Source organism: Acinetobacter sp. CWB-G5, from assembly GCF_019209785.1.
Taxonomy (GTDB): domain Bacteria; phylum Pseudomonadota; class Gammaproteobacteria; order Pseudomonadales; family Moraxellaceae; genus Acinetobacter; species Acinetobacter johnsonii.
The window spans coordinates 68,467-85,912 of sequence record NZ_JAHUTF010000006.1 but is presented as its reverse complement, the minus strand read 5'-3'; the positions used below and the strand labels follow the sequence as shown (position 1 = coordinate 85,912).

The following is a 17,446-nucleotide window of genomic DNA, read 5'->3' as shown; positions in this document are numbered from 1 at the left end:
GATCTTACAATCAAATACATTCTTCATAACTCAAAAAGCGTTTAAGCGCACAGTAAATCAATGGTACAGGTAGGCTTATGCAGCAGATTCCAGCTGAACTGAAAACATGGTTATATGCTTCAGGTTCACTTACTCAGCAACTGACGGATTTGGCTGATGGAGTGTTTAGGGTTCAACCGACCAAAGAACATTTTCAGCGTCTTCAGTTTATCGATGCAAAATGGATGGGCATGCCGTTTCAGCATACGTCATGGGTACGAGAAAGTTTTTTATATGGCAGTGATGTAGAGCCTTGGGTCAAAGCCAAAAGCATTTTCCCGATCTTAAGTTTGCAAGGCCGCGCACGGCTTTTTAAACATATTGGTAAAAAACCGATTGGTTGGTTCTTGTTTCAGCGCACCAATCCAGCATGTGAACGCCGCGTGATTTGGCTAGAAGATGGCTGGACTAGACAGAGCTGTTATACTTGGCACGGCTGCAAGTTTATTGTTCAGGAAACTTTTTTAGCGAGTTTTGAGCAATTTTTGCAAAAGCAGAATTCAGCATCTGAAGGACAGTTATGACAACTGCGCATCAAATTACTTGGCGTGAACGTTTAGAAGCCTATTATTATTTATGTCGTTTTGATAAGCCTGTTGGCACAGAATTGGTGTTTTGGCCTACCATGTGGGCACTATGGATTGCAGCAGAGGGCATACCGCCCATTGGTATTTTGATTCCGATGGTACTTGGCACGATATTTATGCGTGCGGCTGGGTGTGCAATTAATGATTTTGCTGATCGTAAAGTCGATGCGCATGTAGAGCGCACTAAAACGCGGCCTTTAGCAACAGGGATTATCACGGCTAAAGAAGCCATTTATGTGTTTCTAGCTCTAGTCTTTGCTAGTGCTTGTATGTTGTTGTTTCTACCGATTGAAACATTCTATTGTGCTTTAGGTGGGCTTTTTCTCGCATTTATTTATCCTTTCATGAAGCGCTATACCCATTTGCCTCAGGTTGTTTTAGGCATGGCTTTTTCGTGGGGAATTCCGATGTCATTTACGGCCATGGGTAAGCCATTAGATTTAACCTGTTGGTTGCTGTATTTTGGTAATCTAGCTTGGACTGTGGCATACGATACTCAATATGCGATTACCGACCGTGAATATGATTTAAAAATTGGGGTGAAGTCGACAGCCATTTTGTTTGGTCGTTTTGATATTCAAATTATTTCACTTTTACAGGCGATGAGCGTGGTTTTGATCGGTGCGGCACTTTACCTTGAAAATTTATTGATGCCATTGGGTTTAATCGCATTGCTGGTAGTTGTGGCTGATTTTATTTATCAATGGTCAAAAACCAAAGACAGAGATCCACAGTATTGTTTTTGGGCATTCCGTCACAATCGTTGGGTGGGATTCATTATTTTTACTGGAATCTTTTTGGAATTAATTATTTAAAGTGATTTTTTGGTTGAAAAGCGTCCTATACAGGGCGCTTTTTTTATGTCTTAATAAAACGGCATGTAGTTTCATGCTTAAAAAAACAACGAATAAAAGGATATTTTATGAAACGCTCGAAAATAGCATTAGCCCTTACAGTTGCCGTTTCAATGCTGTCTTTAACTGCTTGTAATGACGATGATGATTCGCCCGCTTCAAACCAACAGCCCACTTATCTATCGGAAGGGAATTATTCTTTAGATACAGTCGAGAATAGTTCATCAATTAAAGTCATGACTTATAACATGACGAATGTGCAAGGGAAGACAGCAACCGCAACGGCAATGGTTTTATTTCCACAGGTAGCTCAACCTAAAGATGGTTATCGTGTTGTGGTATGGGAGCATGGAACGGTTGGAGGCGGAGATGATTGTGCACCAAGTAAAAATGTGATTCATCCACGCTTTAAAATTTTAGCGAATACATTATTGGCTGCAGGCTATGTCATTGTTGCTCCAGATTATGAAGGCCTAGGTACATCAGGTGTACATCCTTATTTGAATTTGTCGAGCCAAGCTAATTCTGCCATTGCAGCCGTCAAAGCCGCAAAAGAGCATTATGGTACCCAGTTAAATGGAGCATGGATGTCGATTGGCCAATCACAAGGTGGACATGCATCATTGGGTACAGCAGAGTTTGCTAATACAGATACGACTTATAAAGGAGCTGTGGCTGGTGCACCTGCATCAAGTTTAGGACAAATTATTCAAATTTATCTCGATCCGCAGATGAATCTTGATGCGAATAATCAGCCTAAAGGACTCAATCGATTAGATGAGCAATTGCAACAAGTCCGTGGTGCCGTTGCAGGGGGACTGATTCCGCCAGAGCAAGGCCAAGCACTGATTGATCAAATAGCAGATGGTTATGCTGAGCTCTTGGCTTATGCGGCACTCACAAGCTCGGGTATTAAAGCATATCAGCCTGATTATGATTTAAAGAATATCTTTACACCTGGCGCTGCTGAAATTGCAGAAAGTGCTTATGGACGTACTGGCGATGATGGTGCATGTTTAGGTTATCCAGCACCGAATAGCGCAAATGGCTTACAAGAACAATTTAAAGCGGGCGTTGTAGAGTTCTTGGCAGATCCAACACACTGGACTTCACAGTACGGTGTTGATTTAAATAAAATTAAAACAGATCCAGTGGTTCAGAAATTCTTGGCGGATAATCAACCAGCAACCAATGCCACTGCTGCGAAGGTGATTAAAACTCCTGTATTTATTATTCAAGGTGCGAATGATCAAGCAGTACTACCTGTAGTAACGCAAGCGTTATATGCAAATATGAAAGCAAAAGCGACCACATACTTCCCGCAAAATGGATATGCTGATGGTTATAAACTAACTATTGTACCGAAGGCGACGCATACGCAGGCAATCGTATGTCAAAATAAGGAGGCTGTAGATTTTATTCAGACCTATATGTCTGCGGGTACGGGTATTGTACTAACTGATGCACAAAAAGATGCTAGCACCAATGAAAATTGTACAGGTATAGCGCCGACATAAAATTAACCATTTAAACTGAAGATAGAGCCTCATGATTGAGGCTCTTTTTTTGTTATAGTATTTGCCCATCAAAATCTAGATATTGGAAATAGGCTGGCTATGACGAAATCAACTCAAAAACTAACGCCAAAAGTGATGTTTTTAGCGAGTCTTGGTATTGTGATTCCATTGCTTATTTTAGGGATTGCTTTTTTAGCGGTAAAAAGCGATGCAAAAAACCAAGCGGAATATCAGCGTATTAAGGAAGAACAACAGCAGCGTATTCAAGAAAAGTTGGCTGCCGAAAAGCAATTAACACTGCAGGAAGCGAGCAGCGCGGTCTCAAAATAATTCAAGCACGCATTGCAGGTGTGACACCAATGTGTTTGTGCAGTTGGCGAATGCTTGGAATTTCTGTAAAACGCAGAACGATGTAACCTGCTTCATTGAGCATGGCGTCACGTTCTGCATCTTCTTGTTCTTTGCCGATGTGGGAAGGATCATCGAGTTCAATAATTACCACAACCGCTAATTGTTCATCTAATAAAACAAAATCGGTGACTTTACGGTTAAATTTGGCCCGTATTTTATAGTGGTCACTGGTAATCAGTGAGCTAAATGAAACTTGAGCTAGAACATGATGGCGTGGAAAGGCTTCTTTTAAGCGAATAAACATTTTACGTTCAAACGGCGTAATGACGTGTTTGGCATAAAACTTTTGTTTACGGCGAAACAGGTCAGGATAGACCATCATCACTAAAGTAATAGTGGCAAAGCAGCCGATGATAAAAAAGATGATTTGACTCAGATCGAACACAATATTTTCTAGCGCAAAGAAAAAACCCACTCGAATGGAGTGGGTTTTTAGAATTTTGGCTCTCCAACCTGGGCTCGAACCAGGGACCTGCGGATTAACAGTCCGTCGCTCTACCGACTGAGCTATTGGAGAATCTGCACGCATTCTATGTGGCAATGCTCAAAGGGTCAAGTCTTTGGCCTGCTATTTTTATATAATTTGCTTTAAATGATTTAAAAATAAACGGTTTAGCTTTTATTGATGTAATTTGATTCAGTCTTTTTGGTTTTCGATGGAGAAATTTGGGAGATTCAAGCTGAGAAGGGCCTGTATGGAAAGCTGCTTTGGAGTGATTTTGAGAGATTGGTTTTACGTATGGGTGAATGTCATTTTTATAGACAGAAAAAAGCCCAAGTCATAATGCTTGGGCTTTTTAAAATTTGGCTCTCCAACCTGGGCTCGAACCAGGGACCTGCGGATTAACAGTCCGTCGCTCTACCGACTGAGCTATTGGAGAATCTGAAATGCAGTATAGAGAAAATTACACATCGGTCAAGTTACAATGCTAAAAAAAATCGAATTTTAGATTAAATGTTTTTTTTATAAACAATTTGATATGTCATAGCTGTATACCAGAAGGGTATAGGGTGTGAATCAAAACAATGAGTGATAAAAAAAGCCCAAGTCACGATGCTTGGGCTTTTTAGAATCTTGGCTCTTCCACCTGGGCTCGAACCAGGGACCTGCGGATTAACAGTCCGTCGCTCTACCGACTGAGCTATGGAAGAATAGTGGCTCTCCAACCTGGGCTCGAACCAGGGACCTGCGGATTAACAGTCCGTCGCTCTACCGACTGAGCTATTGGAGAATCTGATGCGCATTTTAGGGAGGAAAGGAAAATGGGTCAAGCAAAAAATATTGAGAAATGAATTGTTTGCTTTATAAATATGCGTTTAGACAGCAAAAACAAAAAAACCGCTCAAAAAGAGCGGTTTTTTAAACAAGACGAATCTTATTTTTCAACGCCAGCAGCTTGGCCTGCATATTTCGCGTTTGCATAATCCCAGTTTACAAGGCTTTCAAGGAAAGTTTTGATGTAAACAGGACGCGCATTGCGGAAGTCGATGTAGTAAGCATGTTCCCAAACGTCAATGGTTAACACTGCAACTTTACCGTGTGCAAGTGGAGTGTCTGCATTTGAAGTTTTAAGGATAGAAAGGTTGCCATTTACTTCGTCAGCAACTAACCAAGCCCAACCTGAACCGAATTGAGTTGTTGCAGCAGCAGCAAACTCTTCAGCGAATTTTTCGTAAGAACCGAAAGCTTCATCAATTTTAGCAGCTAAAGCACCTGTTGCTTTACCACCACCGTTTTTAGCCATACAGTTCCAGTAGAAGGTGTGGTTCCAAACTTGTGCTGCGTTATTGAAGATACCTGCTTTAGATGCATCACCAGCAGAAGCTGTGATGATTTCTTCTAAAGTTTTACCTTCAAGGTCAGTACCCTTGATTAGGTTGTTTAGGTTAACAACATAAGTATTGTGGTGTTTGTCGTGGTGGAATTCTAAAGTTTCTTTGCTGATGTGCGGAGCAAGATCTTCGTAGCCATATGGAAGTGCAGGTAAAGTAATGGTTGTCATGTTTCATTCCTTGCAGATTTGCTGGGTTTTACTTTAAGTGCATTTATTGTAAATGATTCTATGGACAATAGGGCAGTCTTTTAATACACAAAATATGCAAAAAACTTCGCATGGAGACATATACGATACACAAGATATCGTTAGAGTCTTTCGTGCAGAATATATTCATTTTAAAAGACTCTAAGCTCTAGATGGATTGAGGTGGGTGATTAATTTTTAGCCTGCAAAGCAGCATGGTAACGGCGATTTACTTCATTCCAATCGACCACATTATAAAAGGCATTGATATATTCAGGACGGCGGTTTTGGTATTTTAGATAATACGCATGTTCCCATACATCTAAACCGAGAATAGGGGTATGACCGTGCATCAGTGGGGAATCCTGATTTGCACTACTTTCAACAATCAGGTTGCGTTCAGGTGTTACGCTCAGCCATGCCCAACCACTGCCAAAACGGCTAATCGCGGCTTTGGTAAATGCCTCTTTAAAAGCATCAAAACCACCGAGTTGCTCATCAATAGCTTTTGCCACAGCTCCAGTCGGTTGCCCACCACCTTGTGGACTCATGACTGTCCAAAACAGTGAGTGGTTGGCATGACCACCTGCATTATTGATCACCATATTTTTAAGATCAGTAGGGACTTCATTGACTTTGGCAACCAAATCTTCCACAGACAGTTTCTCCCATTCTGTGCCTGCAATCGCGCCATTAATGTTATTGATGTAGGTTTGATGGTGTTTACTGTGGTGAATTTCCATCGTTTTCGCATCAATATTGGGTTCGAGTGCATCATAGGCATAAGGAAGAGCGGGTAAAGAATAAGCCATGTGTTTGATTCCTTTAATCATCAAAGTTTGTTTAATTGGGAGTTTTTAAAGCAGTTTTATTATCTACCTAAAAGTTAATGAGAATCAATATGTTTATTATTTGCGATATTGGAGTGCAGCGTAGCAATTTATATTGTTCGTATTGGGTTGAACGTTCAGCAGGTATAACAAAGATCAAATGCAAAGCGTTTTTGAACTGATGCTATGTTTTGATTTAAAAAGATGAAAGGCTAGGAATAATATTTTAAAAATTAATCATTTGCTGTAATGGAAGTGATGTTGGATGCCATGCGATGTAAAGCATTGATAGGACTGGGATGAAAGGAATTTCATCCCAGCGATTGCTTAGATTGGGTTGTTTAACTCGAAATAAACATATTCAATATCAAATTGTTCTGAAATTGCTTGACCTAATCGCTGCACACCATAGCGTTCAGTCGCATGATGTCCGCAAGCAAAATAATGTACGCCTATTTCTTTGGCTTCATAGAAGGTACGTTCACTGACTTCGCCTGAAATATAGGCATCACAGCCTTGTTCAGCGGCTTTTACAATAAAATCTTGTGCACCACCGGTACAAAAACCGACTTTTTCAATCATGGTCTTGTCTGCAGGAAGATGGGTAACATCAAACTTTAATTTCTCAGATACAAACTTTTTAAACTCTTCCACAGGCATAGGCTGGTTTAAATAACCAATATTGCCAATAGGATGACGCTCAGATGGGTCAAGCGCTTCAATACGTTCCAGTTCGAGCAAATCTGCAATCGCTGCATTATTTCCAAGACTCGGATGGCTGTCGAGGGGGAGGTGATATGCCAACAAAGAAATGTCATGTTGAATCAGACTCTTGATCCGTTTACCGCGCATACCTGTGATGGGATAGGCTTCACCTTTCCAAAAATAACCATGATGCACCAGTAAAAGATCCGCATTTTCTCGGATCGCGGCATCTATGGCATCTTGCGATGCTGTCACAGCAGCTAAAATTTTATGCACTTCGGTCTTTCCTTCAATTTGAAGGCCATTCGGTGCATAGTCCTTAAACTCAGGTGATTTGAGGGTTTGATCACACCACTGAATAATGTCTTGTAATTTTGCCATATCGACTTAAAAACTCTTTTAAATTGATTACATCGGAACCTATTGTTTATTGTAACTAAAGCATGACAAAACTCTTGCTTATTTTTGTGCTTCGGCTTGAATTTCGCTTTACAATAGGCATAAATTACTTAGTCATCAATGAATTAAAACATTTTAGAGGGTGAAATCGTGCGCAGGACCTTTTCCTGGTTACCTTGGGTATTACTCATTTTAGTCATTGCTGGATTTTTTGCTTGGCAGCAGTATCAAAAGCCAAAAGCGCCTGTGGCGTCCGATGGGATTAAGATGCCTGCTGAAAAGGTGGAGCCTTTAATTAACACCACGCGTACCGGTGGTGTAGTTTCTTATAGCGCTGCAGTGAAAGTGGCTGCACCAGCAGTAGTAAATATTTTTACCACGCAAAAAGTCAAACAGCTTGACCATCCGTTACTCAATGATCCTGCGTTCCGTGAATTTTTTGGCAATCAAATTCCAGATCAGTTTAGCCAAAATAAAAATGAAAACAGCTTGGGTTCGGGTGTGATTGTTCGTCCTGATGGTTATATTTTGACAAACAACCATGTGATTGCTCAAGCCGATCAAATTGTTGTGGCATTGCAAGATGGTCGTCGTGCAGTGGCTAAAGTGATTGGTACCGACCCCGATACCGATTTGGCTGTGATTAAAATTGAGCTGGCAAATCTGCCTGTTTTACCCTTTAAGCTAAGTGGCAACGAAGTGGGTGATGTGGTCTTGGCCATTGGCAACCCATTTGGCGTAGGTCAAACCGTTACGCAGGGTATTATCTCTGCTACAGGACGCTCTGACCTGGGCATTAACACTTATGAAGACTTCATTCAAACCGATGCTGCGATTAATCCCGGCAATTCTGGCGGTGCTTTGATTGATGTCGCGGGGAATTTGATTGGAGTGAATACGGCGATTTTCTCTCAGTCAGGTGGGTCTTTAGGTATTGGTTTTGCCATTCCTGCAAGAATTTGTCAGCAAGTACTGAACTCCATTCTTAAAGATGGTCGTGTGGTACGTGGTTGGCTAGGTATCAGTTTATTGCCTGTTGAACAAGTCAATATCTTAGAGCCTAAAGGGCCAGGTGTGGTTGTTGCAGACGTGTTAAAAACTGGGCCTGCTGCAAAAGCTGGTTTAATGAAAGGCGACAAGATTGTGAAAGTGAATGATGAAGTGATTACTTCAACCTCACATTTGATTAATTTTGTGGCTTTACAACCGCCAAATAGCACCATTCAGATTTCACTTGAGCGCGAAGGTAAACCTTTAGATGTTGCTGTGGTTGTTGGGGAAAGAAAAGAGCAAAATCAGGACTCTCAATTTATTCCATTACCTGAATAAGAAATAAGACTAAAAAACGTAAATAAAAAATGCCTCTTTATAGAGGCATTTTTTATGAGTAGATGATTTACAGTGTGAATATTAAATGCAGAGCATGATCAATAAAAACCCTGTGCATTTTAAATGCCTCAGATTGGTAAATGATGATCTCAGTTTTAGTCGAAAATCAAAGCTCACTTATTTTTAGATATTGCCCAATGGCATCAAGCATTCATAACGCGATGAACTTATTCGTGTGGAGGTATAGGTCGAAGTTAAAAGAAGGCGTGTGATTGAGGATGCATTGTACAGCCTCTCATTACGCTTTTTATTTAACATAGATGATAGGTTTTACTTATTTGGAAATGTTGAGCCTAACTTTTAGGAAAACCATTGCTGTTATCGTTTTGAATGCTGTTTTTGTTTAAGCGAGGCGCTGATGACTCGGTTGAATCTACAGGAGGATTTATAGGGCACAAAAAAACAGCAACCGAAGTCGCTGTTTTTATATATCTGGAAATTACGCTTCTTGTTGGATACCTGCAACGAGCCAGTCTTGGGTAGAACCCGCAGGTTTTACAAAGTGCCAAACTTCAGCAAAAGGTTGCGGTAAGCTGTTGAGGTCTTCACTTACTGTACCAGTAAAACGTACGCTAACCACGTATTGGCCATTTTCTGTCGCAGAGTCCGCAACCATCGCATTAAGGTTTGAAAACTCAGCTACATCTTGATCTTGATTCGCCATAATGTCTTGATACATAGACTGGTAAAGATCAGGTGTTAAGTAACGCTGAATTTCAGAAATGTTACTTGCTGTGTTCATCGACTGAATATGATTGAAACGTTGACGAGCAATACGTAAGAAAGCAGCGGGTTCTGTACCGTCTGGCAGCTGACTACCACTATTGGTATAGGCAGCGCCAAAAGGTGTATTGTTTTGTGGTGTAGCAGCTGAACCACCTACAGACTGACCAAAAATATTGCTGTTGTCATTTGATGTACGTGGTGCAGCTTGTTGACCAAACGGTGCTTGATTTGAACCATTGTTTGGTGCGTATGGATTAGGTGCTACTTTTTTTTTTGCGCCCATTTTACGGAAAATGAAGAAGGCAACAGCAGCGGCAAGAAGAATCCAAATCCAGCTCGGAATACCACCTTTTTCTTCCTGTGCTTGCGCTTGAGAAGCAGAGTTATCATCTGCCAATGCATTTGCAGCTACAGCACCAATTGCAGCACCCGCTACACCAGCCGCAACCATACCACCGACGCCTGGACCAGATTTAGCTGGAGCTGTAGCGGGCGCGGTAGGTTGTTGAGCTGGAGTTGCTTGACGAGGTTGTTGATAAGGCTGAGTTGGTGCAGCTTGACGGCTCATGCCGTGGCTTTTACCACCACCTGCACGTTTAGCTTCTGCGGCTAAGGGTGCAACTAAAAGAGCCGCTGTTAAAAAACCAGCAATCAAACCACGCTGTCGAACTTCCATCAAATTTTCCTACTCTATAAAAAATAAATTTTAACTCTACCTTTATGCAGTCTTTCAGCCTAAATTTCAATAAAAAACGTGTTTATTTTATGAGAAATCCAAACGAATGGAATTTAGCTTAGTTGAGTTCATCGCTTAAGCTCATGGCTTCAGTGAGTGCCTCATGTAAGCGCGCCACGGCAATTACCTTCACCCCTGCAATGTCTTTTTGCGGTGCGTTGCCACGCGGTAGAATAATGTATTTAAAACCATGTTTAATAGCTTCTTTTAAGCGTTCCTGTCCATTGGGGACTGGGCGAATTTCTCCAGAGAGTCCTACCTCGCCAAAAACAGCCAATTGTTGTGGTAGTGCTTTACCCCGCAGACTCGAGGCACAGGCCAATAAGACAGCCAAGTCAGAGCCTGTTTCCGTGATTTTTAAACCACCGACAACGTTGACATAGACATCTTGTGCAGATGTTTGCACGCCACCATGGCGATGCATCACTGCCAAGAGCATATTTAAACGGTTTTGTTCTAAACCTAAGGCCACTCGGCGCGGTTGACCATGTGCATCATCAACCAAAGCTTGAACCTCAACCAACAGAGGACGTGTGCCTTCACGGCTGATCATCACGATTGAGCCTGCAATGGCTTCATCATAACGACTTAGGAAAATGGCTGAAGGATTCGCCACTTCTCTTAATCCTTTATCGGTCATGCCAAAAACCCCGAGTTCATTGACTGCACCAAAACGATTTTTAACGGCACGAATCATCCGATAACGTGAGTCGGACTGACCTTCAAAATACAGAACACAGTCCACCATATGTTCAAGCACACGCGGGCCAGCCAGTGCACCTTCTTTGGTGACGTGTCCGACAATGAACAAGGCTGTACCACTATTCTTAGCAAAACGTGTCAGTAAAGCTGCGGACTCACGAATTTGAGAAACACCGCCCGGCGCTGACTGTAGTGTTTCGGTATATAGGGTTTGAATGGAATCTAAAATTGCCACGGCTGGACGCTCATGGGCAAGCATTTCACATATCCGCTCAACACAGGTTTCTGCCATGACTTTGAGTTTATCTGTGGGCAGATCAAGACGATTTGCACGTAAGGCCACTTGAGAGAGTGACTCTTCACCTGTGACATACAATGCCGCACTGTTGGCCGCGGCCATATGCGTTGCCGTTTGCAATAAAATGGTCGATTTCCCGATACCTGGATCACCACCAATCAGTACTACAGAGCCCGTGACGAGACCACCGCCAAGCACACGATCAAACTCACCAATTCCTGTAGCCAATCGAGTCTCATGTGAAACTGAAATTTGATTTAAGGTGCTAATAGCAGCAGCTTGACCTGCATAGCCGCCACCCATTTTGGGCTGTGCACGATGTGTGACTGCTGGTGCAATATTGACTTCAACTAGACTATTCCATTCTCCACATTCAGAACATTGGCCCGCCCATTTTGAATGGTCAGCGCCACATTGTTCACAGCGGTAAACACTTTTTGCTTTTGCCATGCTTTATTTGATGCACTATTTGGAGTATTCGATGGTTCAACAGCATACAGAGGATTGGATTTGAAATGAATGCTCTGAATCAAAAAGCCACCCGAAGGTGGCTTAACTATTGAAGATTTTAAAAATTTGCTTTGAAAATAACCTTAGTACAACTCACCTGATTTACGCTTTTCGACAAAATCACGTGACTCTTTCACAATCACCGTCGACAGCAATAACAAGGCAATTAAGTTTGGAACCGCCATTAAACCATTAAAGGTATCGGCAAATAGCCAGACTAAATCAAGAGATGCCACGCAACCAATAAAGACTGATGCGATGTAAATGAGACGGTACAACAGCACATACTTTTCACCGAGTAAATAAGTACAGCATTTTTCGCCGTAATAGCACCAACCTAAAATGGTGGAGTAAGCGAAGAACACAATACCAAAAGTCACGATCCAGCCTCCGACACCCGGCAGTAATTGGTTAAAAGTATGAGTGGTTAATACCGCGCCTGTTTCGCCACCAAAACTATTGCCCGCCATAATAAAGCCCATAACCAAAACGATCCCTGTAATACTACAGACGATAATGGTATCGATAAACGTACCTGTCATTGAGACTAAGCCTTGACGTGCAGGGTGGTCGGTTTTTGCAGCAGCTGCGGCGATCGGCGCCGAACCCATCCCTGCTTCATTTGAGAAGACGCCACGAGCGACACCGTAACGAATGACAGCACCAATTGCGCCACCTGCTACAGCTTCACCCGTAAAGGCATCACGGAAGATCAGTTCAAGTGCAGGCATGACGAGTTCAAGATGGTTGAAGATAATAATGAGGCCACCGAGGACATAGCCAATCGCCATAATCGGAACGATGAAAGAAGCGGCTTTAGAAATAGATTTAATCCCGCCTAAAATAACTAAAGCAGAAAATACCGTAATGACGATACCTGTGATCCATGTTGCAACTCCCGTACTGTTTTCAACAGCGAGCGCAACTGTGTTGGATTGTACTGAACTGCCAATCCCAAAAGACGCCAAGGTGCCAAATAGCGCAAAAATCAGTGCTAACCATTTCCATTTTAGGCCGCGTTCAATGTAGTACATTGGACCGCCAGACATTTCACCTTTTTCATTTTTGATTCGGTATTTAACTGCCAGTACGCCTTCACCATATTTGGTTGCCATACCGAACAGGGCTGTCATCCACATCCAAAACACCGCACCTGGGCCACCAAGGACACAAGCGGTTGCAACACCAGCGATATTACCCGTACCAATGGTGGCAGAGAGTGCTGTCATGAGGGATGCAAAGTGGGAAATATCTCCAGTATGAGAATGTGCTTGGTCATGTTTGCCAAATACCTGTTTAAAGGCCAGAGGTAACATGCGGATTTGCCAGAAGAACAAGCGTAATGTGAGGAATATCCCTGTTCCGACAATGAGGACCAACATATAGGGTCCCCAGACCCAACCACTGATGGTTTCCATAAAAGTTTGTAAACTTTGTGTATTCATTTTTTCTTTTAGTCCTCTATGTTTTAAAACTTGAAATTTCTAGAAAAATTTTGAGTTTTATTAAGCAATTGATATGCCACAGTCATGCTTCCTGCACGATTTTTTATTGATTTTTAGTCTTGTTGTATTTGTTACACGGAAATTTATTTTTGACAAGTGTTTTGCTGATTTTTTCAACAGGAACTTTTACGTGTCCGTTGTCGTGTTAAATATAAGAAAAATTAATTAACTTTTCAAAAGATGTTGAAAATATAGATTAATACAATTTTATTTTTATTTTTTTGTTCTTTTCGGGTAATTTTGGCGACTGGAAATAAAAGATGACATCAAGAATGAGTTTAGAAAATACAGAATCGACCTCTGAACAAGGTGATTTAAAACGGAGTTTATCCAACCGCCATTTACAACTCATTGCGATTGGCGGTGCGATTGGTACGGGTTTATTTATGGGGTCGGGGAAGACGATTAGTCTCGCTGGGCCATCTATTTTAATCATTTACATGATTATTGGTTTTATGGTGTTTTTGGTCATGCGCGCGCTTGGCGAATTACTGCTGTCTAACTTGAAGTACAAATCGTTTATCGATTTCTCTACCGATTTGATTGGGCCGTGGGCAGGCTATTTCGTTGGTTGGACCTATTGGTTATGTTGGATCACGATTGGTATCGCGGACTTATCAGCCATTATTTATTACCTTCAGTTCTTTAATGGAGGGATGCCGTTCACACCTGGGGAAGGGGTGATGATCAGTGTTGCGGCCATTGTGTTCATCATGGGCTTGAACTTGGTCACGGTGAAACTGTTTGGTGAGCTAGAGTTCTGGTTTGCACTGATTAAGATTATTGCCATTGTGGTGTTGATTGCCGTTGGTTTATGGATGATCTTTACAGGTTTCACTTCAACGACTGGTGAAATTGCATCATTTAGTCATCTTTGGTCACATGGAGGAATGTTCCCAACAGGCGTGACAGGCTTCCTTGCTGGTTTCCAAATTGCGATCTTTGCCTTTGTAGGTGTAGAGCTGGTCGGTACCACGGCTGCTGAAACCAAAGACCCTGAAAAGAATTTGCCTAAAGCGGTGAACTCGATTCCAATTCGTATCATTGTTTTCTATGTGCTGTCTTTAGTGATTGTAATGTCTGTGACACCATGGAACGTGATTGATCCTGCGGTTTCGCCTTTTGTGAACTTGTTTAGTCAAGCGGGTATTGCAGCAGCAGCAATCATCATGAACTTGGTGGTGTTATCTTCTGTGATGTCATCAATGAACAGTGGTGTGTTTTCAACGTCGCGTATGTTGTTTGGTTTGTCACGTGAAGATCAAGGGCCAAAAGCATTTGGCCACTTAAACAAGCGTGCTGTTCCTGCAAATGCATTGTACTTTTCAGCAATTTGTTTATTGTTAGGTGCTGCACTACAGTACTTTGTACCAAATACTGTTGAAGCCTTTACTTTGGCAACTACACTGTCGACGATTTTGTTTATCTGCGTCTGGATCATGATTATCTGGAGCTACATTGTGTATTACAAAACACGTCCAGAGTTACATGCAAAATCGACTTTTAAACTACCAGGTGGTCTGTTTACCTGTTGGTTTGTGATCGTTTTCTTCATTGGCGTGATCTATGTGTTATCACTAGAAGCCGATACCATGAAAGCTTTAATGGTGAGTCCAATTTGGTTCATCATTTTGATTATTGGTTATTTTGGTTTCTACAAACCGAAACATAAATAATCGATACCATTTAAAAAAAACGCCAGTCTTTAACTGGCGTTTTTTTTTAACTCACTATAATCTTTAGCGCTTAGTGGTTTGGTCATGTATGTTGATCAGGTTATACTTCTTCAAAATATCAAATAGGTGATCAGATGCGTTCTGTCATTTGCTGCATCAGTGTCTTGGTGATGAGTACTGCATTCGTCGGTTGTGGTCAGTCTGGTACATTACATATGCCAAATGATCCAAACTACGACAAGCGAGCGAAATATTTGCTTTATAAAGACGCAGCATCTAAGCCGTCTGCACAAAAGGAAGATACAGCGCCCGTGAAGCAAGAATTTGCTGCACCTTCAGTTGAAACCAATCAGCCTTAATACCTTAAACGCTTCATAGAAAGGATACATTCATGAGTTTTACCCGCAATCATGGGGTTTTGCACGCTGAGCAATGCTCGCTGCAACAGCTTGCGCAGCAATTTGGTACACCACTGTATGTTTATTCAAAAGCGACTTTTGAAAAACACTTTACAGAGATGGATCGTGCTTTTGACTTTATCGATCATCAAATTTGCTTTGCGGTTAAGTCAAACTCAAACATTGCGGTATTGAATGTCCTTGCGAAGCTCGGTGCAGGTTTTGATATTGTGACCGGCGGAGAATTGGCTCGTGTACTAAAAGCGGGTGGTGATGCTTCTAAAATTGTCTTTTCGGGTTTGGGTAAAACTGAGATCGATGTTCAAAAAGCATTAGAAGTGGGTATTGCATGCTTCAATGTCGAGTCCCATGCAGAGCTAGATCGGATTCAAAAAGTTGCGGCGAAGCTCGGTAAAAAAGCACCCATTTCACTGCGAGTCAATCCAGATGTAGATGCGAAAACGCATCCTTATATTTCAACAGGCTTAAAAGAAAATAAATTTGGTATTCCTTCAGATACGGTGTTTGAAACCTATCAATATGCTGCAACGCTGCCGAATTTAGATATTATTGGTATTGACTGCCATATTGGTTCCCAGTTGACCGAAACACAGCCTTTTGTGGATGCGCTAGATCGTGTGATTGTGATGATCGATCAGCTGAAAACCATGGGTATTCAGTTGAAACACATCGACATTGGTGGTGGTTTAGGCGTGACCTATAAAGATGAAGTACCGCCTACCGTTTTTGAATATGCCAATGCAATGAAGCCCGCTTTAGAAAAATTGGGTTTGAAAGTGTATATGGAACCAGGACGTAGTATTTCGGCAAATGCAGGGGTCCTCCTGACCAAAGTTGATTTACTCAAACCGACCATTCACCGTAACTTTGCGATTATTGATGCAGCCATGAACGACTTGATTCGTCCTGCACTGTATGAAGCATGGATGGATATTCAGCCCGTTACCCCGCGTTCAGATGTCGAGGCAAAAGAGTGGGATGTGGTTGGTGCGATTTGTGAAACAGGTGATTTCTTGGGTAAAGAGCGTGTGCTTGCACTCAAAGAAAATGACGTACTGGCGGTATTGGGTGCTGGCGCTTATGGTTTTGTCATGAGTTCAAATTACAATAGTCGCGGTCGTGCCGCTGAAGTAATGGTGGATGGTGAAAACGCACATTTGATTCGTGAGCGTGAAACCATTGAGTCGCTTTGGGACAAAGAACGTTTATTGCCTGAAGGATAATTCAAGATGTTATTAGAATTTACCAAAATGCATGGTCTAGGCAATGACTTTATGGTGGTTGATTTAATCAGCCAAAGAGCATTCCTTGATACTGTCACGATTCAGCGATTGGCGGATCGCCATTTCGGCATTGGTTTTGATCAGTTGTTGATAGTTGAGCCACCTGATTTACCTAATGTCGATTTCAAATACCGAATTTTCAATGCCGATGGTTCTGAAGTTGAACAATGTGGTAATGGCGTGCGCTGCTTTGCGCGTTTTGTACATGAGCGTCAGCTCACTACAAAGACCAAGATTAAAGTACAAACCAAGGCTGGAATTGTAGAACCCGAACTTGGTCAAAATGGCTGGGTACGCGTGAATATGGGTTATCCAAAATTCTTGCCGCAGGAAATTCCATTTATTGCGGATGCTCCTGAAGCATTGTATGACATTGCTTTGGCGAACAATGAGCACTTGACCATTGATGTGGTGAATATGGGTAACCCTCATGCAGTTACCATCGTTCCCGACGTGATCACAGCTGATGTTGCACGTCTAGGGCCTCAGGTTGAATCGCATGAGCGTTTTCCGCAGCGTGTGAATGCAGGGTTTATGCAAATCATTGATGAAAAGCATGCGCGCTTACGAGTGTTTGAACGTGGAGTAGGTGAAACCTTGGCCTGTGGAACAGGAGCTTGTGCGGCTGCGATTTCAGGTATGCGCCGTGGTTTACTCGATTCATCTGTTGAGATTGAGCTCGCAGGTGGTAAGTTACATATCGAATGGCGTGAAGGTGATGTGGTTTGGATGACGGGTCCAACCTCAAATGTCTACGAAGGACGTATCGATCTGAGTTACTATCAAAACTAAGTTTAGCGTCATAAAAAAAGCACTGATTCATCAGTGCTTTTTTTATG

At 42.1% G+C, this 17,446-nt stretch carries 16 protein-coding genes and 4 tRNA genes; 9 read left to right on the top strand and 11 right to left on the bottom strand.

The features are described 5' to 3' along the window. The first annotated feature begins 77 nt into the window (after positions 1-77). The 4 genes from KVY11_RS11290 to KVY11_RS11275 all read left to right on the top strand — a co-directional run bounded on the left by KVY11_RS11290 (position 78) and on the right by KVY11_RS11275 (position 3,327). Positions 78-563 carry a chorismate lyase gene (locus KVY11_RS11290; protein WP_168158105.1) on the top strand — a complete coding sequence of 162 codons (486 nt, stop codon included), beginning with the start codon at positions 78-80 and terminating at the stop codon, positions 561-563. Then, on the top strand, positions 560-1,441 hold the full coding sequence (gene ubiA / locus KVY11_RS11285; RefSeq protein WP_168158104.1) for a 4-hydroxybenzoate octaprenyltransferase: 882 nt from the start codon (positions 560-562) through the stop codon (positions 1,439-1,441). Before KVY11_RS11290 ends, ubiA begins: the two co-directional genes overlap by 4 nt. Before the next feature lie 107 nt (positions 1,442-1,548). After that, entirely contained in the window at positions 1,549-2,997 is a 1,449-nt protein-coding gene (locus tag KVY11_RS11280; RefSeq protein ID WP_218288985.1) for a S9 family peptidase, read from the top strand. A 99-nt stretch (positions 2,998-3,096) separates the two neighbouring features. After that, entirely contained in the window at positions 3,097-3,327 is a 231-nt protein-coding gene (locus KVY11_RS11275; RefSeq protein WP_004982602.1) for a hypothetical protein, read from the top strand. A gap of 1 nt (position 3,328) precedes the next feature. Here the strand turns inward: KVY11_RS11275 and KVY11_RS11270 are convergent, their stop codons facing one another. The 8 genes from KVY11_RS11270 to KVY11_RS11235 all read right to left on the bottom strand — a co-directional run bounded on the left by KVY11_RS11270 (position 3,329) and on the right by KVY11_RS11235 (position 7,345). Further along, positions 3,329-3,793: a DUF2726 domain-containing protein gene (locus tag KVY11_RS11270; protein ID WP_171304215.1), complete on the bottom strand. Its 465-nt coding sequence runs from the start codon at positions 3,791-3,793 to the stop codon at positions 3,329-3,331. A gap of 56 nt (positions 3,794-3,849) precedes the next feature. Then, positions 3,850-3,925 (bottom strand) — tRNA-Asn (locus KVY11_RS11265). 288 nt (positions 3,926-4,213) lie between these two features. Next, a tRNA-Asn gene (locus KVY11_RS11260) sits at positions 4,214-4,289 on the bottom strand. Between the two features lie 195 nt (positions 4,290-4,484). Then, a tRNA-Asn gene (locus KVY11_RS11255) sits at positions 4,485-4,560 on the bottom strand. Between the two features lie 4 nt (positions 4,561-4,564). After that, a tRNA-Asn gene (locus tag KVY11_RS11250) sits at positions 4,565-4,640 on the bottom strand. 144 nt (positions 4,641-4,784) lie between these two features. Beyond that, positions 4,785-5,411, bottom strand: coding sequence for a superoxide dismutase (locus KVY11_RS11245; RefSeq protein WP_010327236.1), 627 nt, complete (start codon positions 5,409-5,411; stop codon positions 4,785-4,787). Between the two features lie 209 nt (positions 5,412-5,620). Then, a complete protein-coding gene (locus tag KVY11_RS11240; protein ID WP_218288984.1) occupies positions 5,621-6,241 on the bottom strand; it encodes a superoxide dismutase in 621 nt (206 codons plus the stop codon). A gap of 345 nt (positions 6,242-6,586) precedes the next feature. Then, the gene (locus KVY11_RS11235) at positions 6,587-7,345 is read right to left on the bottom strand and encodes a Nif3-like dinuclear metal center hexameric protein (RefSeq protein WP_218288983.1); all 759 of its coding nucleotides are present in this window, start codon (positions 7,343-7,345) and stop codon (positions 6,587-6,589) included. Positions 7,346-7,513: 168 nt separating this feature from the next. Here KVY11_RS11235 and KVY11_RS11230 point away from each other — a divergent pair, with 168 nt between their 5' ends. After that, positions 7,514-8,692 (top strand): trypsin-like peptidase domain-containing protein, encoded by a 1,179-nt coding sequence (locus tag KVY11_RS11230; RefSeq protein WP_218288982.1) that lies wholly within the window; start codon positions 7,514-7,516, stop codon positions 8,690-8,692. Positions 8,693-9,191: 499 nt separating this feature from the next. Here the strand turns inward: KVY11_RS11230 and KVY11_RS11225 are convergent, their stop codons facing one another. The 3 genes from KVY11_RS11225 to KVY11_RS11215 form a co-directional block, all read right to left on the bottom strand. Beyond that, the gene (locus KVY11_RS11225; protein WP_218288981.1) at positions 9,192-10,154 is read right to left on the bottom strand and encodes a Tim44 domain-containing protein; all 963 of its coding nucleotides are present in this window, start codon (positions 10,152-10,154) and stop codon (positions 9,192-9,194) included. A gap of 118 nt (positions 10,155-10,272) precedes the next feature. Then, complete coding sequence (gene radA, locus KVY11_RS11220; protein WP_218288980.1) at positions 10,273-11,664, bottom strand: DNA repair protein RadA; 1,392 nt, start codon at positions 11,662-11,664, stop codon at positions 10,273-10,275. A 143-nt stretch (positions 11,665-11,807) separates the two neighbouring features. Further along, positions 11,808-13,169, bottom strand: coding sequence for a sodium:alanine symporter family protein (locus KVY11_RS11215; protein WP_005400491.1), 1,362 nt, complete (start codon positions 13,167-13,169; stop codon positions 11,808-11,810). 332 nt (positions 13,170-13,501) lie between these two features. On the opposite strand from KVY11_RS11215, the gene KVY11_RS11210 reads away from it, so the two are divergent. From KVY11_RS11210 to dapF, 4 genes are all read left to right on the top strand, one after another. Further along, positions 13,502-14,905, top strand: coding sequence for an amino acid permease (locus KVY11_RS11210; protein ID WP_004695775.1), 1,404 nt, complete (start codon positions 13,502-13,504; stop codon positions 14,903-14,905). Between the two features lie 134 nt (positions 14,906-15,039). Continuing rightward, a complete protein-coding gene (locus KVY11_RS11205) occupies positions 15,040-15,264 on the top strand; it encodes a hypothetical protein (RefSeq protein WP_004982578.1) in 225 nt (74 codons plus the stop codon). Positions 15,265-15,296: 32 nt separating this feature from the next. Then, on the top strand, positions 15,297-16,547 hold the full coding sequence (gene lysA / locus KVY11_RS11200; protein WP_004982575.1) for a diaminopimelate decarboxylase: 1,251 nt from the start codon (positions 15,297-15,299) through the stop codon (positions 16,545-16,547). A 6-nt stretch (positions 16,548-16,553) separates the two neighbouring features. Continuing rightward, on the top strand, positions 16,554-17,399 hold the full coding sequence (gene dapF, locus KVY11_RS11195) for a diaminopimelate epimerase (protein ID WP_218288979.1): 846 nt from the start codon (positions 16,554-16,556) through the stop codon (positions 17,397-17,399). The last annotated feature ends 47 nt before the right edge of the window (positions 17,400-17,446 follow it).

Coding starts and splice junctions, on each gene's coding strand:
- KVY11_RS11225 (WP_218288981.1), bottom strand. CDS start 10,154: ATGGAAGTTCGACAGCGTGGTTTGATTGCTGGTTTTTTAACAGCGGCT.
- KVY11_RS11215 (WP_005400491.1), bottom strand. CDS start 13,169: ATGAATACACAAAGTTTACAAACTTTTATGGAAACCATCAGTGGTTGG.
- dapF (WP_218288979.1), top strand. CDS start 16,554: ATGTTATTAGAATTTACCAAAATGCATGGTCTAGGCAATGACTTTATG.
- KVY11_RS11235 (WP_218288983.1), bottom strand. CDS start 7,345: ATGGCAAAATTACAAGACATTATTCAGTGGTGTGATCAAACCCTCAAA.
- lysA (WP_004982575.1), top strand. CDS start 15,297: ATGAGTTTTACCCGCAATCATGGGGTTTTGCACGCTGAGCAATGCTCG.
- KVY11_RS11280 (WP_218288985.1), top strand. CDS start 1,549: ATGAAACGCTCGAAAATAGCATTAGCCCTTACAGTTGCCGTTTCAATG.
- KVY11_RS11205 (WP_004982578.1), top strand. CDS start 15,040: ATGCGTTCTGTCATTTGCTGCATCAGTGTCTTGGTGATGAGTACTGCA.
- KVY11_RS11290 (WP_168158105.1), top strand. CDS start 78: ATGCAGCAGATTCCAGCTGAACTGAAAACATGGTTATATGCTTCAGGT.
- KVY11_RS11275 (WP_004982602.1), top strand. CDS start 3,097: ATGACGAAATCAACTCAAAAACTAACGCCAAAAGTGATGTTTTTAGCG.
- KVY11_RS11245 (WP_010327236.1), bottom strand. CDS start 5,411: ATGACAACCATTACTTTACCTGCACTTCCATATGGCTACGAAGATCTT.
- radA (WP_218288980.1), bottom strand. CDS start 11,664: ATGGCAAAAGCAAAAAGTGTTTACCGCTGTGAACAATGTGGCGCTGAC.
- ubiA (WP_168158104.1), top strand. CDS start 560: ATGACAACTGCGCATCAAATTACTTGGCGTGAACGTTTAGAAGCCTAT.
- KVY11_RS11210 (WP_004695775.1), top strand. CDS start 13,502: ATGAGTTTAGAAAATACAGAATCGACCTCTGAACAAGGTGATTTAAAA.
- KVY11_RS11240 (WP_218288984.1), bottom strand. CDS start 6,241: ATGGCTTATTCTTTACCCGCTCTTCCTTATGCCTATGATGCACTCGAA.